General features: G+C 67.0%; 19 protein-coding genes. 17 read left to right on the top strand and 2 right to left on the bottom strand.

Translation table 11 applies throughout. The features are described from left to right. The first annotated feature begins 460 nt into the window (after window positions 1-460). From F5544_RS24065 to F5544_RS24040, 6 genes are all read left to right on the top strand, one after another. A complete protein-coding gene (locus tag F5544_RS24065; protein ID WP_167475292.1) occupies window positions 461-910 on the top strand; it encodes a hypothetical protein in 450 nt (149 codons plus the stop codon). 113 nt (window positions 911-1,023) lie between these two features. Next, window positions 1,024-1,506 (top strand): hypothetical protein, encoded by a 483-nt coding sequence (locus tag F5544_RS46495; RefSeq protein ID WP_238846619.1) that lies wholly within the window; start codon window positions 1,024-1,026, stop codon window positions 1,504-1,506. Continuing rightward, window positions 1,458-2,660: a DUF6545 domain-containing protein gene (locus tag F5544_RS24055; protein WP_167475291.1), complete on the top strand. Its 1,203-nt coding sequence runs from the start codon at window positions 1,458-1,460 to the stop codon at window positions 2,658-2,660. The genes F5544_RS46495 and F5544_RS24055 overlap by 49 nt, the downstream gene beginning before the upstream one ends. Before the next feature lie 178 nt (window positions 2,661-2,838). Beyond that, complete coding sequence (locus F5544_RS24050; protein ID WP_167475290.1) at window positions 2,839-3,045, top strand: hypothetical protein; 207 nt, start codon at window positions 2,839-2,841, stop codon at window positions 3,043-3,045. Window positions 3,046-3,118: 73 nt separating this feature from the next. Further along, entirely contained in the window at window positions 3,119-4,243 is a 1,125-nt protein-coding gene (locus tag F5544_RS24045) for a BTAD domain-containing putative transcriptional regulator (RefSeq protein WP_167475289.1), read from the top strand. Window positions 4,244-4,314: 71 nt separating this feature from the next. Beyond that, window positions 4,315-5,004, top strand: coding sequence for a hypothetical protein (locus F5544_RS24040; RefSeq protein WP_167475288.1), 690 nt, complete (start codon window positions 4,315-4,317; stop codon window positions 5,002-5,004). A gap of 18 nt (window positions 5,005-5,022) precedes the next feature. Here the strand turns inward: F5544_RS24040 and F5544_RS24035 are convergent, their stop codons facing one another. Continuing rightward, on the bottom strand, window positions 5,023-5,622 hold the full coding sequence (locus F5544_RS24035) for a TetR/AcrR family transcriptional regulator (RefSeq protein WP_238846618.1): 600 nt from the start codon (window positions 5,620-5,622) through the stop codon (window positions 5,023-5,025). An 81-nt stretch (window positions 5,623-5,703) separates the two neighbouring features. Between F5544_RS24035 and F5544_RS24030 the strand changes: the two genes are divergently transcribed. Further along, window positions 5,704-6,459 carry an SDR family oxidoreductase gene (locus F5544_RS24030; RefSeq protein WP_167475287.1) on the top strand — a complete coding sequence of 252 codons (756 nt, stop codon included), beginning with the start codon at window positions 5,704-5,706 and terminating at the stop codon, window positions 6,457-6,459. A 273-nt stretch (window positions 6,460-6,732) separates the two neighbouring features. Here the strand turns inward: F5544_RS24030 and F5544_RS46490 are convergent, their stop codons facing one another. Further along, on the bottom strand, window positions 6,733-8,847 hold the full coding sequence (locus tag F5544_RS46490) for a lytic transglycosylase domain-containing protein (RefSeq protein ID WP_238846617.1): 2,115 nt from the start codon (window positions 8,845-8,847) through the stop codon (window positions 6,733-6,735). A 415-nt stretch (window positions 8,848-9,262) separates the two neighbouring features. Here F5544_RS46490 and F5544_RS24020 point away from each other — a divergent pair, with 415 nt between their 5' ends. From F5544_RS24020 to F5544_RS23975, 10 genes are all read left to right on the top strand, one after another. Beyond that, complete coding sequence (locus F5544_RS24020) at window positions 9,263-9,487, top strand: hypothetical protein (protein WP_167475286.1); 225 nt, start codon at window positions 9,263-9,265, stop codon at window positions 9,485-9,487. Then, on the top strand, window positions 9,475-9,678 hold the full coding sequence (locus F5544_RS24015; RefSeq protein WP_428847069.1) for a hypothetical protein: 204 nt from the start codon (window positions 9,475-9,477) through the stop codon (window positions 9,676-9,678). The genes F5544_RS24020 and F5544_RS24015 overlap by 13 nt, the downstream gene beginning before the upstream one ends. Window positions 9,679-9,748: 70 nt before the next feature. Then, a complete protein-coding gene (locus F5544_RS24010) occupies window positions 9,749-10,543 on the top strand; it encodes an MlaE family ABC transporter permease (protein ID WP_238847482.1) in 795 nt (264 codons plus the stop codon). 2 nt (window positions 10,544-10,545) lie between these two features. Then, window positions 10,546-11,409: an ABC transporter permease gene (locus F5544_RS24005; RefSeq protein ID WP_167475284.1), complete on the top strand. Its 864-nt coding sequence runs from the start codon at window positions 10,546-10,548 to the stop codon at window positions 11,407-11,409. Window positions 11,410-11,419: 10 nt separating this feature from the next. Beyond that, window positions 11,420-12,775 carry an MlaD family protein gene (locus F5544_RS24000; protein WP_167479430.1) on the top strand — a complete coding sequence of 452 codons (1,356 nt, stop codon included), beginning with the start codon at window positions 11,420-11,422 and terminating at the stop codon, window positions 12,773-12,775. Beyond that, a complete protein-coding gene (locus tag F5544_RS23995) occupies window positions 12,772-13,794 on the top strand; it encodes an MlaD family protein (RefSeq protein ID WP_167475283.1) in 1,023 nt (340 codons plus the stop codon). The genes F5544_RS24000 and F5544_RS23995 overlap by 4 nt, the downstream gene beginning before the upstream one ends. Further along, window positions 13,791-14,804, top strand: coding sequence for an MlaD family protein (locus F5544_RS23990; protein WP_167475282.1), 1,014 nt, complete (start codon window positions 13,791-13,793; stop codon window positions 14,802-14,804). Before F5544_RS23995 ends, F5544_RS23990 begins: the two co-directional genes overlap by 4 nt. Continuing rightward, the gene (locus tag F5544_RS23985; RefSeq protein ID WP_167475281.1) at window positions 14,804-15,901 is read left to right on the top strand and encodes an MCE family protein; all 1,098 of its coding nucleotides are present in this window, start codon (window positions 14,804-14,806) and stop codon (window positions 15,899-15,901) included. Before F5544_RS23990 ends, F5544_RS23985 begins: the two co-directional genes overlap by 1 nt. Continuing rightward, window positions 15,898-17,004: an MCE family protein gene (locus F5544_RS23980; RefSeq protein WP_167475280.1), complete on the top strand. Its 1,107-nt coding sequence runs from the start codon at window positions 15,898-15,900 to the stop codon at window positions 17,002-17,004. Before F5544_RS23985 ends, F5544_RS23980 begins: the two co-directional genes overlap by 4 nt. Further along, complete coding sequence (locus F5544_RS23975) at window positions 17,001-18,179, top strand: MCE family protein (protein ID WP_167475279.1); 1,179 nt, start codon at window positions 17,001-17,003, stop codon at window positions 18,177-18,179. Before F5544_RS23980 ends, F5544_RS23975 begins: the two co-directional genes overlap by 4 nt. Window positions 18,180-18,184 lie beyond the last annotated feature (5 nt).

The following is an 18,184-nucleotide window of genomic DNA, read 5'->3' as shown; positions in this document are numbered from 1 at the left end:
TAATTCCTTTTCGTATTTCCCTGATTGCGTGGGCGCGTAATTGATTCCGAGATCGTCTCGCGATGGCCGACAGGGGCGCTCTTGGGCGTTGGCCGGACGAGCCTGGGCCGGAATCGGCGACGAGAGACGATGGGATGCGGTGTATCCATCCAAACGGTCGGGGCACGCGGATGGTCTGCGGATCGGTGCAGGTAAAGCGCTGTTTGCACCTGTGGAACCGGGACGTTGGAATCCGGTGACGTGCAACTGGTTCAACTGTTGGAACGGTCTTGGAAATGGCGTGTCGAGAGGTTTCGATGGCGGCCCCCGGAAATTGCTGTTTCTCAGACGATTCGGCGATTGCGCCGATGGGGTGGATTGCGCTTAAGATCGATGCCGTCCCCGTTTGTCGGCGGGAATCGCGAATCCGGAATCGGCCGACCGGCATTCGCGCCTTACCCACGAAAGGAATTCGCAACCAATGACGTCGCATGTTCACGGTTTCGACCAGGAGCATCCGATCGCGAATACGCCGCAGGCCGAATCGCCGAGCGAGGCGGTGGGCGCGTCACCGGGGCGTGCCGATCCGGAACCCGCTACGGCCGACGCCGAACAGGTACACGGCGGCATGGTCTCGCTGCCGGGCGCCCTGCCGATGACCGCCTCCCCGAGCGCGGAGGTGTTCCGGATCGCCGCTTGGCTGCTGATGGGGGTGCTGACGCTGTCGCTGCTGTTCGTGGCCTTTCTGCTGCTGATCGGCGCCGAAACCGCGGCAGGCGGCATCGCCCTGGCCCTGTCCGCGGTCGGCGGGACCGCCGCGGTGGTGTTCCCGACGCCGCGGCGCACCGTGCGCACCGCCATAGCGCGAACGGCGCGGGTACTGGAAGCGGTATTCGGTGCGCTCGCCGACCTCGCACGACCCAAGCACTGACTTCGGCGCGGGCCGTCGGCGGCGGCCCGAACCCGCGGACGTGAACCGCGTTGCGGACACGAACTGCGGAGTCCCGTAACGTATTCGGCAGAGCTGAGTCGGTGGGGGTTCTGATGGAAGACTCGATGCGGCGCGTCATGGCGGCGCGCGAAACGGTGCTGCGACTGGTCCCTTCGCCATGGGACCGGGCCGAATTCCTGAGTGCGCTCGGGCGGTGGCGCGGGCGGCCGATCAAGCTCGCGGCGATCGGCTTCGAAACGGGGGACGGATCGCTGTGCGGGCTGTGGCTGGAGTGCGCGGATAGCGATGTGATCGCGTACTACCCGGGCACTACTGAATTTCACATCGACCACATCGTCGCGCACGAGACCGGACATATGGTGCTCGGCCACGGCGGCGGGGCCGGGGATTCGAGCGGTATCCGGCGGCTGCTGCCGAATATCGATCCGGCGCTGATCCGGCGAGTGCTCGGGCGCGGCGAATTCGCCGACGATCAGGAGGCCGAGGCGGAGCTGTTCGCGGATCTGCTGCTGACCGGAATCTCGCGGTGGCGGTCGTCGTGGCCGATGCGTTCGTTCTGGGGCGACCAGGGGTGACCTCGTCGGCGCCGGAGCCCATCGCCTGGCTGATCATCGGATTCACCGCGACCGTAACCGTGCTGCGGCTCACCTGGTTGCACGGCCGGTTCCATTCCGGCGAGCGCCAATTGACCTACGCCCAGTTGTGCGCGGTGCTCGCCGACCTGTTGCGGGAGAGGCCGGTACAGACCGCGCTCGCCGATGCCGGGCTGCTCGACATCGGGTTCACCAGGCAACTGGGCACCGTATTCATCGTCGCGGCATTCGCGCCGCTGATGGTTCTCGCGCAATCGTGGTCGCGGCGCTGGTCGGATCAGACGGGCGAGCGCTACCGGCGCATGCGGCTGACAGTGTGGTGCGCGGCGGTCGTATCGATGGTGCTGATGCTGTTGGCCGGTGCGCGTGCCCGCGCCATCGGGCAGTACATCGATCGCACCGAGGACTGGCGGACCGTCGCCTACTATGCCCTGTTCACGGCCTGGATCGGCGGTGTCGGTTGGCTGGCGATCGCGGTCGGCGTCCGGGAACTGCGCGCTGGGCGGCTGCGACCCGCACACGTGCTGACCTACGGTTTGATCCTGATAGTCGGCGGATGCTCGGTAGAGGAGGCGGCCTCGGTTTTCGCGGGCGCGGTGTGCGCGGCGACGGGCACCGGGCGCGCCTTCGTCGAATTCCGGCTGCGGGCCGACGAGATGACCTTCGTCTATATGGATGGTTTGGGTTCGCTGGCACTCGGCGCCCGGGTCGGCACCGAGATCGCGCGGGTGTTCGGCGTCGATTCGGCATCCCGAACGGTGCGGTGGTTGACGCCGATGTGGCGCGACCTGGTCGCGGTATGTGTCGAGATACCGCCGTCGCCAGCCGATCCCGGGACGGACGTGCGGCGGCGCCTGCACCGGATGACGGTGGAAATCCGCGATTCGCTACTCGTGCTCGGTCGCTTCGCCGCACCAGCGCCACGGGAGCTGCCCGCCGATCTCGCCGCGGCGGTGCAGATCGCACTTGCCTTGCGGCGCAAGGCAAGTGGTGTCACCCCTGGCCCATACCTGCGGCTGTATCAGTCGGCGGCCGGTCGCGACATCGTCGACGAAACCCGTGCGCTCCGGCGCATCGCCCGACACTGGAAGCAGGCGCGCGGCCACCTCGATCGTGCGCATGCGCGGACGGAGTAACAGACTGATCTGCGCCGCACGGTAATTCAGAAGTGCGGGTGCCGCTGTCGCACGCGACGACGATGCGGCCGTTCGGTAGCCCCATGTTTACCGGGCAGGAATTCCACGGTCTGGCAGCGGGATGGCCGCGTCGATACCGTGCCGTGGACAGTTTCACTCGATAGGAAGGAAAAATCCTATGCGTAGCCGCCTCGGCGCCGGCATCCTGATCGGCGCGATACTCACCGCGCCACTGGCCGCCGCCGTACCCGCCTCGGCCATTCCGCTGGAGCCTGCCGCCGAACAGCCTGGGCCGGTGGCGAATCCGGGGTGCCCGGGTGGCGCCCCGCACTGGGACTGCCTGCTGAGCTCGCTGTCGTCCAGCGGCTCCACCGGCACGAAGTAGCGCGCAACCGGACCGAGCGGTAGGAACCCGTGCCGCACAACGGGATCGCGGCGGACGGATCTATCATATTTCGATGTCGGATGCGCGGGTGCGGTTCGGGATCCTCGGTCCGGTGCAACTGACCATCGACGGCGTGGACCGCCCGCTCGGCGGGCCGAAACAGCGTGCGACCCTGGCGTATTTGGTGCTCAACGCGAACCGGCCGGTCGCGGTGGAATCCCTGACCCGCGCGGTGTGGGCGGACAATCCGCCGCCGGACGCCAGGGTGAGCCTGCACACCATCGTGTCCAATCTGCGAAAACCCTTGCGCGACGCGGGTTTCGACGCACGTGCCGTACTCTCCCAGATCGGTGCCGGCTACCGGATTTCGGTGGCCGCCGCGGCCTGCGACGTGGACCGGTTCCGTGCGGGCAAGGAGCGCGGGCTGCGTGCGCTCGCGGAGGGTCGCTTCGACGCGGCCAGCGCCGCGGTCACCGAGGCTTTGCGCGAATGGCGCGGGCCCGCGCTGGCCGATCTGCGCGGATTCGAGTTCGCACAGGTGTACGCCACCGCGCTGGACGACGAACGCATCGGCGCCATCGAAGCGCGCGCCGCGGCCGACCTGGCCCGCGACCGGGTCGACGCCGTGGTCGCGGAATTGACCGTGCTGGTGGGCGAATACCCACTGCGCGAACGCCTTTGGAAGCAATTGATCACGGCGTTGTACCTGAACGGCAGGCAGTCCGACGCGCTGGAGGCGGCGCGCAGGCTGCGCGCGACGCTGGCCGGTGAACTCGGCATCGATCCGAGCCCGTCGATTCAGCAGTTGGAGGGGCGGATCCTGCGGCAGGAGCCGCTGATCGTCCGGGCGGCGACCGCATCGGACGGCAGCGATACGGTTGTCGAGCAGTCGATTCCGGTCCGCGCCGCGGTGCTGCGCGACAGCCGCGGACATACCTATCCGCTGTGCGGGCCGCGGACGAAGATCGGGCGATCGCCGGAGAACGATATCGTGCTCGACTACGGTAAGGTGAGCCGCAAACACGCGGTGATCGTATTCGACGGCGTGACTTATGTTATTCGAGATCTGTTGTCGGTCAATGGCATTCGGGTGAACGGCGTGCGCATCGTCGATAGCGCCGCGCTGGCCGACGGCGATGTGATCAGAATTGGTGACAGCGAGCTGACGCTGCACGTCGCGCCGTTGGCCGGCGCTTAGAACCCCGTTGGGTCCTTTCCGCACAGTGGTCGCAGTCGAATTCGGCTGAACCCTCTTCGAAAGGATCCGAAATGCTCGCACCCGTGCGCCGCTACGCACCCGTCGCCATCGGTTTCGCCGCGCTCGCCGGATCGGTCGCGCTGCTGCCGGGCGCCCCGGCCTCCGCGCTGCCGTACGGCCCGTACACCTGTGCGCAGGGATTCGTATGGCGCGAGGCGTACGACGGCGACCAGGTCTGTGTCACCCCCGGCGACCGCGACATCGCGCACTCCGAAAACGTCCAGGGCCCCTCGCATCGCTCGCCGAACGGCGGTGCCTACGGTCCGGACACCTGCCTGCCGGGCTTCGTGTGGCGGGAGACCCGGCCGTCCGATCACGTATGCGCCGATCCATCCCGCCGCGACCGGGCCACCGCCCAGAATGCCGAGGGCGTAACGCATTTGGCCGATCCGACCCAACTGCCCGCGGGCGGCGTGCACGTGCGGACGGAGTTGACCCTCACGGGCGGAACCATTTTCCTCGACGGCGCAACGGGCCTGACCGCGGGCGGCAAGGTCATCTTCTACGCCGCGGGAGTGAATACCGGCAACCCGCGGCAACTCGGCGAGCGGCAGGCCGACGGGCACGGCGCGCTCGGGCCGCAGCAATTGGCCGACGTCCGTTGCGATCTGCCGCGGAACAAAACCGCGACGATTGTCGTGATGGATGTGCGCAGCGGCGTCGCGAAATCCGCAGGCACCACGTACGCATTCAGCTGCTGACCCGAATACCGTTGTGCGTCAAGGCCATACGGTAATAGCGAGCTGGGCGACGCGGCCGAGCGCGGCGGCATCGGCGCCGTCGCGGGCCCGCTGCGACATGCCCTGGATGACGACGGCGAAATAGTCGGCCAGCGCCGCGGTGTCGGCGTCCGGTGGCAGCTCGCCCGCGCGCTGCGCGGCGGCGAGGCGCGCGCGGAAGGTTTCCAGGTTCTGTGCGCGCAGCCCGCGCAGGAATGCCTCGATATCCGCGTCCGCCTCGGTGATGTTGGTCGCCGCGGTGATCACCAGACAGCCGGGCGGATGCGCCGGATCCGTGTAATTGTCCGCCGCCTTACGCAGTATTCGCTCGAATGCGGTTCGGGCGGAAGGTTCTTCGTCCAGGGCCCGGCGGGCGAAGTCCGCGGTCGGCAGCGCGGCGTACGCGTCGACGACCGCGCGGAACAGCGACGCCTTGTCGCCGAACGCCTTGTACAGGCTCGCGGAGCGAATGCCCATGGCCTCGGTCAGCTCGCTGAGCGAGGTGGCGTGATAGCCGTGCTGCCAGAACAGCCGCATCGCGATGGCCAGGGCCTCGTCTCGATCGAATGTGCGCGGGCGTCCCCGTGTCGTAGCTGTCACATTCCCAATTGTAGATCGATCGATCAACAACTGCTACGGTCTTTATTGATTGATCGACCAACAATTCTGGAAGGTAGTCCCATGGGTGTGCTGAATGGCAAGGTGGCGTTGGTGACCGGCGGGAGTCGCGGGATCGGCCGGGCCATCGCCGAACGGCTCGGGCGCGACGGGGTCGTGGTCGCCATCACCTACGCGACCGATCGCGCGGCGGCCGAAGAGGTGGTCGAACGAATCGGCAAGGATGGCGGGCAGGCCGTCGCGATCCGGGCGGCGCTGGGCGAGCACGGCGACGCCGCCGCGCTGTGGGCGGCCTTCGACGCCGCGACGGGCGGCGCGGCGGTCGACATCATCGTCAACAACGCCGGAATCGGCTGCCCCGGTGATATTTCCGCGCTGACCGCCGCCGACTTCGACCGCGTCTTCGCGGTGAACGTGCGCGCCCCGTTCTTCGTCGTCCAGGAGGGGCTGGGGCGATTGCGCGCGGGCGGACGGATCGTCAACATCTCGAGCGGGGCGGCCCGGCTCACGATGCCGGACGCCATCGCATACGGCGCGACCAAATCGGCCCTGGACAACTTCACCATGAACCTCGCCAAACACCTGGGCCCACAGGGCATTACGGTCAACTCCGTGGCACCCGGCATTGTCGACACCGACGTCAACGCCGGATGGTTGCGCGACAACCCCGAGGCCATCGCGCACGCCGCGTCACTCGCCGCGCTCGGGCGGGTCGGCGAGCCCGAGGATATCGCCGATATCGTCGCATTCCTGGCTTCCGACGACGCCCGCTGGGTCACCGGCCGAGTAATCGACGCGACCGGCGGCGCTGGACTCTGACAGCGTTGGCCGCTGCCCGAGCCGCTATGGTTGCCGGGTTTCCGTCCTGATGAGCTGCGAAATGTCCGTGTAGGTTGGCGATATCGTCGCGTTCTTGGCCTCCGGCGACGCCCGCTGGGGCACTGGCCGAGTAATCGACGCCACCGCTGGCGCTGGACTCTGACCGCGTTGGCCGCTGCCCGAGCCGATATCGGTTGGCGGGATTCCGTCATGATGAGCTGCGAAATATTGGTGTAGGCAGTCGATCTCGGACTACGGTTCCGTTGCGCGAACCTACGGCTCGGGCTCATCGGGCGGTGGTATCGGAGCGGTTGATCGGGTTGGCTCGGCCGGTGCTGCGGGAGCGGGTTTCGTTGTCGTGCCGGGTATTCGAGATGGGCGGGGTTCGGGAATCGGTGGCGCCGGTGCGATCGGCTGTTGACTGGGCGCCGATGAGTTCGGCTCGGTCGCAGGCGCTTTGGGTTCGGCGGTCCGGCCCGGTGCGATCGGGGTCGATTCGGGGCCCGGTGCGGGCTGGTTCGGCGGCAGCGGTGCGGGTTGGCTGGGTGGTGCGGGTTCGGTTGCCGCCGTTGGTACTCGGGATGAGACCGGATCCGTTGGCGATACCGGTGGCTGCGTGGTCGGCTGAATCGGCGTTGGTTGCGCGGGCGCCGTTGGTGGCGGGGCGGGCGTCGGTGTCGCCGGGGTTGCGGATTGTCCGTTGTCCGGCGATGCCGGGGCCGGTGGAGCGGCTGGCGGAGCCGGTTGGCTCGGCGCGGGCTCCCCGGGCTGTTGCGATACGGGTTGTGTTGTTGCGGTGGGTGATTCGGGTGGCGGTTGATTCGGTGGGGGCGCGGCTGGGGGTTGGCTGCTCGGCTGGCCCGGCGTAGGCGTCGACGCGGTGGGATCGCTCTGCGTTATCGCGGTGGATGTTTCGAGCGGTGGTTGGCCTGGGGTAGTCGTCGGCGGCCGGCTGCTTGGTTGACTCGGAGCAGACCCAGTTGTAGTCGGCTGTGGCGGTGTGGGTTGTGCTGTCGTGGTGGGGGTTTCGGATGGTGTGGGTGGCGGGTTGGTTGGCTGACTCGGTGTGGGCTGCGTGGTCGGTGACGGTACGGGGCCGGGAGAGGTGGTCGGCGTCGGCGTGTACCACGGTGGGGTGGTCGGTGTCGGCGGATACCAGGGTGACGTGGGTTGTACTGTCACGGTGGGTGTTTGGTATGTCGACGGGTTCGGCGGCGTACTAGGCGGGCAGGTGGGTATCCACAGTCCTTGGCAGTTGCCGGGATTGGTCGTCGTAGGCAACGGAATGGTCGAGGGGTCAGCAGGATCCGGCTCCAGCACGCAGAAGATGCCGCAGGGGATCGGCGGCAGCCCGGGGATGATGATCATTATTTGGATTTGGATTTGGAGCGGCTGCGTCGATGTCGCGGTCGGCGGACTCGGTGGGGAACTCGGCGGCGAGGTCCGCGAACTCGGCGGCGAGGTCGGCGAAGTCGGTGGCGCGGTCGTCGTCGGGGTGGCCGACTTGGGTATGCCCATACTCGACCCCGCACCCGTCAGCATGTTTCGGCCCGGCCGGGAATCGGGCCGAGTTGGGTTGGGGGAGATGGGCATTCGTTGCGGAACACCGCCGGTACGGTAGGCATTGGCCCAGCTCAGCACCTGTGTCGCATAGTCGATCGAGTTGTTGTAGCGCAGAATCGCCTGTAGTTCCTGCTGCGGATCGCGCAGATCCGAGCCGCCGGAGCAGAGGTATTTGCCCGCGCCGAGGGCGGCATCGAAGACGTTGTTGGGATCGGCCCGGCCGTCGCCGTTGCCGTCGGAGGCGTATTGGAACCAGGTGGCGGGCAGGAATTGCATCGGCCCGACGGCGCGCACATAACCACCGTCGGTGGCCTTGATCACCTCGTTGCCGGGCAGTGTGCCGTCCAGTGCCGGACCGTAGATGATGCCGATGGTGGTGCCGTCGGCGTCGGTGCGTCCATTGCTCGCGTGATCGGATTCGATCTTGCCGATGCCGGCGAGCAGGTACCAGGTGAGACCGCAGGTGGGCAGCGAGGATTGCAGCGCGAGTTCGGCATTGCGGTAGGCGGCGAGCACGATCTCCGGAATTCCGAGGGTGCCGCCGCGCGGCAGCGAGATATCGTGCAGCGGTACGGCTCCCGAGGTGAGCGCACCATTGGCCGGGGGTGTTATCGCGCGCAATTGCCGCGGCGGTTCCGGCGTGGCGGGCAGCAGGCCGATGGATTGGTCGGTCGTCGGGCTGGTCTGTGCCACCTGCGCGGTCACGGCCGCCAGCTGCGCGGCGATGGAGTCGGGTGCTGGTCTGTCGGAGCGCGGGGCCGACGCCGCGGCCAGCAATCCCGCCATCACCAGAGCCGATGCGGTAATCGGACCGGATATGCGCATCGGCAACACCAAACCCTCGTAGCCGTCGAGCGCGGCAGTGCCGATCGCGGCCCGCGCCGAACCGTCGCGCGCGTCAGCACGCCGACCAAATCACCAGCCGCGCAATAAGATTCGCCGCCGGTTGTGGTCTCCCGCCATGTGTGGACAACCGGATGAATTCTGACACGAAAGCCGCGCCCGCGAACTCCCCAGTCCGGAAGTGGGGAGTCGAGTCCCGTGTAAATCGACATGAACTTACTGGGGAACGACCGATCGGTTATGGGGCGTTACAGCAGACCTAGTCGAGTAAATCGCTCGGAAAGTTGCTCGAAAGCGCTCCACACATAGAAGAATCGTGCGTAACATACTGGCCCAGGTTCCGGTGTCTCGGCGATGCGCCGGGCATCGGATTCGGGACGAAAGGATGCGGCGGCGGATGCTGAAGAGGCTGGATCGGTTGCTGAGCTACGAGATGAAGGTCTCGGAATTCCTCGGGACGCTGATCATTCTCGCGGTGCCGTACGGTCTCGTCGGGGTGGTCTGGTCCCTGACGCACACGAGTCATCTGCGGAATATGCACGGAATCGATGTGCTGATCTCATTTCTCGGTTCGATCGTGTGCTGGCCGGTGCTCACCTTCTCGAATGTGTGCATGACCTGATGATGGCGCTGGTGTGGTTCATCGACGTCCTGGTGATCGGCGTCAAGATCCTCGGTGGCCGGATGCGGGTGCATCCGGTCCTTCGGTTCGGGCTGTGGCTGGCCGTCCTGACCGTGCTCGCGGCCGGATTCGCGGTGGTCGCGGGGCTGCTCGTCGCGCTGCAACACTGGCTCGTCGGGTTGGGGAGCTGAGATGGCGGTCGTCACGGGATCCGATCCGGAGTCGGAGACAGGGGAGCTGGAGCGAATCGCGGGCGCTGCCATGGGTTTGTGGCGCCGTCACCCGCAACGCTCGCTCGAAACCCTCGGCAGACAGGTGCTGCTTGGCCGGGAAACGCTTGTCCAGCTGGTGATTTCGATCGTCCGCGGCCGGTTTCCGTTCCAGGAGTTCATCAAGCAGTGCGCCTTCATGGCCGGTGTGTCGGCGGCCCCGACGGTGTTCGTCGCGGTTCCGATCGCGGTGGTGGTTTCGATCCAGGTCGGTGCGCTGGTGAATCAGGTCGGTGCGACCACCTTCGTCGGCGCGGTGGCCGGTCTCGGCATCATTCGCCAAGGCGCACCGCTGGTTTCGGCGCTCATGATCGCCGGCGCCGTCGGGTCGGCGATCTGCGCCGACCTCGGCTCGCGGACCATTCGCGAGGAGATCGACGCGATGATGGTGATGGGTGTCGACCCGGTGCGCCGCCTGGTGGCCCCGCGCCTGGCCGCGGCGGTGCTGGTGAGCGTATTGCTGTGCGGCTTCGTCGTTTTCGTCGGTTTCGCCACCGCGTATCTGTTCAACGTCTACGCCCAGTCGGGCACGCCGGGATCCTTCATCGGCTCGTTCGCCTCCTTCGCGGTGGCGAACGATCTCGTCGTCGCCCTGGTCAAAGCCGCGATCTTCGGTGCGCTCACCGCGATCATCGCCTGCGATATCGGCCTGCACACCAGCGGCGGCCCGGGCGGCGTCGCGAATTCGGTGAACTCCGCCGTGGTGAGCTCGGCCCTGATGCTGTTCGCCACCAACATCATTCTCACCCAGCTCTACAACACGCTGTTGCCCGCGAAGGTGGTCTGAGCATGGCAAGCACGTACGTCCCGCCGCCACTGAAACCCTTCCGCGCGGTCGCGGGCGCCGCCATGGTTCCGGTGCACGCCAATCAGCGGCTCGGTCACCAGACGATCACCTTCGTCCGGGCGGTGGCGGCAATTCCCTTCGCGCTCAGGCACTATCGGAAGGAAGTGCTACGGCTGACCGCCGATGTCGGCTGGGGCAACGGATCGCTCATCGTCGGCGGCGGCACCATCGGCGTCGTATTCATCCTGTGCGCCTTCGGCGGAATCATCGTCGGGATGGAGTCGTACACGGCGCTGAACCTGCTCACGATGAGCCCGTTGACCGGTGCCATCTCCGGGTTCGCGACCACGCGCGAGCTGGCGCCGATTCTCGGCACCCTGGCGTTCGCCATCCAAGCCGGATGCCGGTTCACCGCGCAGATCGGCGCGATGCGGATCGCGGAGGAGATCGACGCGCTGGAATCGCTTGCCATCCGGCCACTTCCATACCTGGTGAGCACCCGCATGGTCGCGGCGACGCTGACCATCGTCCCGCTGTACGGAATCGGCCTCGCGGCAGCGTATCTGGCGACGAAACTGTCGGTGCTATTCCTCGGCGGCACCTCGGCGGGCACCTACGACCATTACTTCTTCCAGTTCCTCATCGGACCCGACGTGTTCTGGTCGCTGCTGAAAGTCGTCGTGTTCGTGCTGCTTTCCACCTTCATCCAGTGCTATTACGGATACGTCGCCAGCGGCGGGCCCGAGGGTGTCGGCATGGCGGCCGGACGCGCGATCAAGATGGTGATCGTCGTCATGGTTTTCGCGAATCTGTTTCTCACACTGGCGATCTGGGGAATAGATCCGGGATTCCGGATCTCGGGGTAGCGGTATGGCGATACTTCTCGATCCCAGTGGCCGCGGCCCGACCGGCCGTCAACTGAGCATGGCCGGACTGGCGATGCTTACCGTTGTCGCGGTGCTGCTCGGCCTGCTGACCCTGCGATACACCGGCGCCTTCGAACGACGCGTCGCGGTCACCGTCGCCCTGACCAGCACCGGTGACGGCCTGCCCGCGCGGGCGGATGTGAAATTCCGCGGCCTGCTGGTCGGCCGGGTGGCCGGGGTGGAGGTCGTCGCGAAGGGGGCGCGCCAGCACGCGAGCGTCGACCTGGATCCGCACCTGGCGGGCTCGATTCCGGACAATGTGACGGCGCGGGTGGTGCCCAACAACCTCTTCGGCGTGACCGCGATCGAATTGGTCGACAACGGGCCCGCGCCGGGCAGGCTGCGGGCCGGCGCGACGATCGCCGAGGATACGAGCGGCGGCACCGTCCAACTGCAGACCACGCTGAACGTGCTGCGCGACGTGCTCGACAAGATCCAACCGGAAAAGCTCGGCCGGGTGCTCGCCACCCTGGCGGCCGCCCTCGATCCCGCCGCGCGCGCACCGGGTTCGACCGTCGAGCGGCTCGATGCGTGGCTCACCGCGGTGCGCTCGATTCCCGGAATCGGAACTCTGCTCGGCGATCTCGGCCGCGCCGCACAGGCGTTGAGCCGATCGGCGCCGGATCTGGTCGGGGTGCTTTCGGAATCCGTCACCACCGCGCGCACGCTCGCCGAACGCCGGGCCGGGCTGGTGGCGCTGCTGACGAACGGCAATGCGGCCGTCGACGCGGTGAATTCGCTGTTCGCGCGCAACCCCGACGCGGGCAAATTCCTCGTCGCGGGGACCGATGAGCTGTTCGGCAGCCTGGCGCGGGATCCGGACGCGATCCCGTATACGGCCGCCAACTTCAATGCCGCGCTGCGAAAGCTGGCCACGACATTCAATTTCGGGCCGCACCGCCAGATGGTGTGGCGAATGGATGTGTCGTTCACGCCCTTCCAGCAATACACCGCTCGGGATTGCCCGCACTACGGCGAGCTGAGCGGCCCGCGCTGCGGTGGTCCTACGGTCCCGGATTCCGCACCGCCGCAAGAGTTTCCGGAATCGCTGCGACCGGGGTGGCTGGATTCGGCCGGACCGCCTCCGCCGGTTGTGCAGCCTCCGCTCGCGGGTATCCCTGGCCTGCCGTCGATTCCGGGGATCACCGTGCCCGCCGCGGACCGCGATCCGGCGGCAGTGCGCGGGCCCGCCGCGGTAGCCGCCGTCGTCGGCGACCGGCCTACGGCGACCCAACTGCTGCTGATCGGTCCGCTGCTGGCGGGCGGCGCGGTCACCGTCTACGACCAGGAAGGCGGTCCGCGATGAAATCGGCCAGGGCGACGGTGGGATTCGGCTTGTTCGCGGTCGTGGCCGTCGTATTGACCTATACGATTTGGTCGACGCTGCAGCGACCGGTCGCCGGTGGCACCCGATCGTATTCCGCGGTGTTCTCCGATGTGCTGGGGCTGCGGGTCGGCGACGATGTGCGGATGGCCGGTGTGCGCGTCGGCCGGGTGGACACCATCGGTTTCGGGGACGGCTACCAGGCGCGGGTCGGGTTCCGCATCCAAGACGGCCAGCATCTCACCTCGACAACGAAAGCCGTTGTCCGATACCAGAATTTGATCGGACAACGGTATATCGCACTGCTGCCGGGCGCCGATCCGGGGACGCCGCTGCCGCCGGACGGCGAGATCCCGCTCGCCCGCACCGAGCCGTCGTTCGACGTGTCGGCGCTGCTGTCCGGATTCGAGCCGCTGTTCGATGTGCTGCGACCGGATCAGGTGAATTCGCTGTCGGAGACGCTGATTCAGGCATTGCAGGGCAATCAGGTCTCGCTCGGCGCGCTGGTGACGCAGGCCGCCGAGCTCGCGGGCACCTTCGGGCAGCGCGACAAGATCCTCGGCGAGGTGCTGACCAACCTCAGCGGTGTGATCTCCGGCCTCGCGCGCCGCAGCGGCGAGTTCGAAACCTTGCTCACCCAGGCCCGTGCGTTGGTGGAAGCGCTTTACAGCCAAGGGGAATCGCTGAAGAGTTCGGTCGATCGGGTGGCCGGTTCGACCGATTCGCTCACCCGCCTCATCACCCAGCTCGAGCCGGGGCTGGCGCGGGCGCAGGGCGATGCGACATCCGGTGTGGCGCTGCTGCTGCTCAACGGCGCGTCGCTGGATCGGGCCGCGGTCGAGCTGCCGACGATCCTCAACGGCATCGCCCGTTTCACCAGCTACGGCGCGTACGGGAATGCCTACATCTGCCGCCTGGACGTCTCGCTGTGGGGCGTGCTGCTACCGCCTGGGCTGTTCTCCCAGGTGGGCGGCGATTCGCAATCGGAGGTGTGCCGATGACGGTAAAGCGAAGGCCGCCGGGCTTTCTCGGCAACCGATATCTGCGGCTCGGCATCACCGCGGCGACGCTGGTCGCGCTGCTGCTGGTCGGCTCGAGCGTGCTCGAACAGGTGCGGGTCGGCGACCGGACGATCCAGGCGGAATTCGCGCAGGCGGCCGGATTACGGCCCGGCGCGACCGTCGACGTATCGGGAATCGAAGTGGGCCAGGTGCGTTCGATCCGGCTCGACGGCGACAAGGTGGTGGCCGAGCTGAAGATCCGCCGCGATCTGCGGCTCGGGCCGGACGCGCACGCGGCCATCAAGATGTCGACCATATTGGGCAAGCTGCACATCGATCTGGTGCCCGGCAATGGAAAGGGCCTGCCGGGCAACCGTATTCGAATCGAGAACACGGCGGTACCGTACAACCTCAGCAAGGTCATTCAGGATCCGCAGTACAAGAATTCGTTCGAGCGGATCGAGCGGATCGACCCGGGGAAGTTGCGGCAGGCGCTGGACGTGATCAACCAGCAGATGGGCGATTCCCCGCAGTTGGCCGTGCAGGCGCTCGACAGCATCGGTGCGCTGGCGAAGGTGGTCAGCGATCGCCGCGAAGAGGTGGACACCCTGCTGAAGGGTATGGATCAGGTCGCACAGCTGGTGTCGGACAACCAGAACAGCGTATTGCTGCTGATCACCCGCGGCGACGCGATCGGGACGGCGGTGCAGCGACGGCAGGAACTGCTGAAACAGTTGCTGGACAATGTGGCGGCGCTCTCGAAGGTGCTCCAGGAGATGGGCCTGGAGAACAATGATCGGCTGGCCCCGCTGATCAACGACCTGAACACCATGTCCGAGGGTTTGACGAAGAACCGGCGCAACCTCGACCGGCTCTACGAGATCATGCCGGTGGCGCTGCGGCAGTTCAACAATGTTCTCGGCGACGGTCCGTACGGAAATGTATACGCGCCGTGGATCTTTCCGGACAACTGGTTGTGTTTCGCCCGAGCGGTACAGGGGTGCGGCTGATGGCGCGCGTCGCGATGAAGATGATGGCGCTGTGCGCGAGCATGCTGCTCACCGCCGGATGCGGACTGCTGCCCGCGAGCCTGACGGCACTGCCCGGACAGTATCTCGGTGAACATCTGCGTATCAGCGCCGATTTCGAGAACGTCGCCGGGCTGTACGCGGGCAACGAGGTCGCCGTGCTCGGCGTCCCGGTGGGGCGGGTCGACACGATCGAGGCCAAGGGCAGTTACGTGCAGGTGACCATGAGTATCGACAAGGACGTCCGCATCCCAGCGGATGCCATTGCGGCGCTGGTGAATCCGCAGTTGATCACCAATCGGCACATCGAGCTCGCGCCCGCCTATCCGGGTAACGGGCCGGTGCTCGCGGACGGGGCGCATATCCCGCTGGCGCACACCAGGACTCCGGTGGAGCTGGACCGGATACTGCAGAACTTCGATCAGCTCGGCGCGGCGCTCAAAGGCGACGACCGTACCGGGCCGATGGCGAGCCGGGTGCTGTTCCCGCTGCTGAACGGCAACGGCGACAAGCTGAAACAGACCCTCGACGCGCTCTCCGCCGCATTCCAGGTCACCCTGGCGAACAAGGACCAGATCGGCGACACCATCGTCAAACTCAACGAGGTCACCGAGATCACCGCCCAAAACGACCAGACCGTCCGCGATTTCAGCGGCAGGCTCACCGAACTGGTCCGGCTGATGGGCGATCAGGCGCCCGGGCTGCAGGCGGTGCTGGACCAGCTGGACCAATTCGTCACCAACACCGCGACGCTCGTCGGGCAGAATGGGGATCAGCTGGCCGGGGCCATGAACCGGTTCGCCGAGGTCACCGCGCAGATGCGGGCGAACGCGCGCGGGCTCACCGAAATCGTCGACGTCGGCCCGCTGCTGTTCCAGAACCTGTCCAATGCGGTGAGCCGCGAGGACCAGGCGTTGCGATTACACGGCCTGCTCGACAAGACGGTGCTGGACAGCGAGGCGCTTTCGCTGTTCTGCGAGCGTATCCAGCTGCGCCTCGACGGCTGCCGCACCGGCCGCATCCAGGATTTCGGCCCCGACTTCGGGCTCACCGCCGCACTGCTGGGAATCACCAAATGACGTTGCGGATCAAGCGAATTCGAATCGTCGCCGCCGTGCTCGCGGTAGCGGTGAGCGCGAGCGGATGCGTGGTAACCGTCGAGGACGTTCCGATGCCGGAACCCGGTCTCGGCGCGCCGGGATACACCATTCACGCCGCCTTTCGCGATGCGCTGAATCTGCCGCAGCGCGCCCACATCCGGATCGGCGGAACCGATATCGGCGTCGTCACCCGCATCACCACGACGAACTTCGTCGCCGATGTGGAAATGCTTATCCGCGAGGACATCTCACTTCCCCAGGGAACCACGGCCGAGCTGCGCCAGGCGACGCCGCTCGGCGATATCTTCGTCGCGATGACGCTGCCGCCGGAGGGTGCGGGCGGTCCGCCGCTGCGGCCCGGCGACACACTGGATCTTCAGCACACCGCGGCGGCCGCATCGGTGGAGCAGCTGATGATGTCGGTGTCCATGCTGATCAACGGGGGCGGCATCAACCAGGCGGCGAAAATCGCGGCGGAACTGAACTCGATGTTCGCGGGCCGGGCTCCGCAGCTGGCCCACCTGATCGGCGAAATGACCGATGCCATAGCGGCATTGAACCAGCGAACCGCCGATATCGACAGCACTCTGACCGGGCTGAACGTGCTGAGCGGCGAATTGTCCAGGCGCAAGGCCGAACTCGGCGCGGCCGCCGACTCGTTCCCGCAACTGTTGGCGCTGCTCAGCGAGAACACGCAGAGCATCGTCACACTGCTGCGGAAGGTTTCGGAAACCATGGCGGCGCTCGGGGATTTCGCCGACAGCACCGGGCCGCAGGCGGTGAGCCTGTTCGAGAGCATTCAGCGGCTGATGTCGGGCTTCACCCGAATGGGCGACGATCTGGCGGGCACCCTCGAAGGATTACACGAAATCTATCCGCCGGTGATGGCCAGCATGAGTGGTCCGACGCTCGCCGTCGCGGCGACCGTTTCCTACCTCAGCGTCGGCGCGTTGACGGATCCGAACGGCAGCCGATGGCCCGAATTCGGTGACGCCGCAGCATTCATCGGGAGTCTGGCCCAGGTGATCGAAAAGGTCATCGGGCGCTTGACCAGCCCGCCTCGGCCCGGGGGCGAGCGGTGAATCCGCCGCTGTGGCAATGGTTGGTGCGCCACCGGATAGCGGTCGCGAATATCGGTTTGATCGTCGCGCTGGTGCTCGGCACGGCCTACCTGTCCGCCGGCGTGCTGCGGTGGAATCCGTTGGCGCGCGGCTACACCGTGACGGTGGAGCTGCCGTCGTCGGGCGGATTGTCGCGGGGCAACGACGTGACGTTCCGGGGCGTCCGGGTGGGGAAGGTGCGTGAGCTCCGGATTTCCGGCGCCGGTGTGACGGCGATCGCCGAAATCGACGCGGCGGCCCGCATTCCCGTCGGCGGAACCGTCGCCGTCGGGCGGCTGTCCGCGGCCGGCGAACAGTATCTGGACTTCCGCCCCGACTCCGAAACCGGGCCGTATCTGAGCGACGGCGCCGTCGTCGAGCGTGCGCGTACGACCGTGCCGGTACCGGTGCAATCGGTGCTGGCGAATCTGAGCGATTTCATCGGCGGGATGAACCCGGACCGGCTCGACACGATCATCGACGAGCTCGACCGTGCGCTGGCCGGCGGCCCGGATCGGTTGCGCGACATGATATCCGGGATGAGCCGGGCGATGGCCGGGCTGGACGGCCTGCTGCCGCAGACCCGCGCCCTCATCGCGAACCTCGAGGTGATCGCCGAAACCACCTCGCACGCGCAACCCGACCTGGCCACGCTCACCAGAGCGGGCGGCGTGCTGTTCGAGCAGACGACCGCGGCCGATCGGGAACTGCGCCACCTGATCGACGCCGGGCCGGGACAGTTGGCCACGCTGAACGAATTCGTTTCGCGCACACAGGATCCGATCACCGATCTGGTGACGAACTTCGTCGCGATCACCAAGGCGGCGAAATTGCGCGCGCCCGCGATCGCCGCGCTGTTCCCCGCGCTGCGCACCGGATCGGAGGCGCTCGGCATCCCGGCACACGACGGCCAGTTCTACACGCTGGTCGATCCGTGGCCGCGACCGTGGTGCGAATACGACACCATCCCCGTGGTCCCCACCGAGAAGACCACCGACACCCGGGTCCGGCTCTACAACTACTGCGTCACCAGCAACCCGGCCCTGCAGATCCGCGGCTCGGCCAATGCCCCGCGCCCCGACGTGCCCGACAACGGATCGGGCCCGCCGCCCGGCGTGACCGGAAACGAGCTGTCCCAACCCGCACCCACTCGATAGAGGTG

Origin of the sequence: Nocardia arthritidis (assembly GCF_011801145.1) — a bacterium.
Taxonomy (GTDB): domain Bacteria; phylum Actinomycetota; class Actinomycetes; order Mycobacteriales; family Mycobacteriaceae; genus Nocardia; species Nocardia arthritidis_A.
This window is presented reverse-complemented; position numbering and strand designations above follow the sequence as displayed.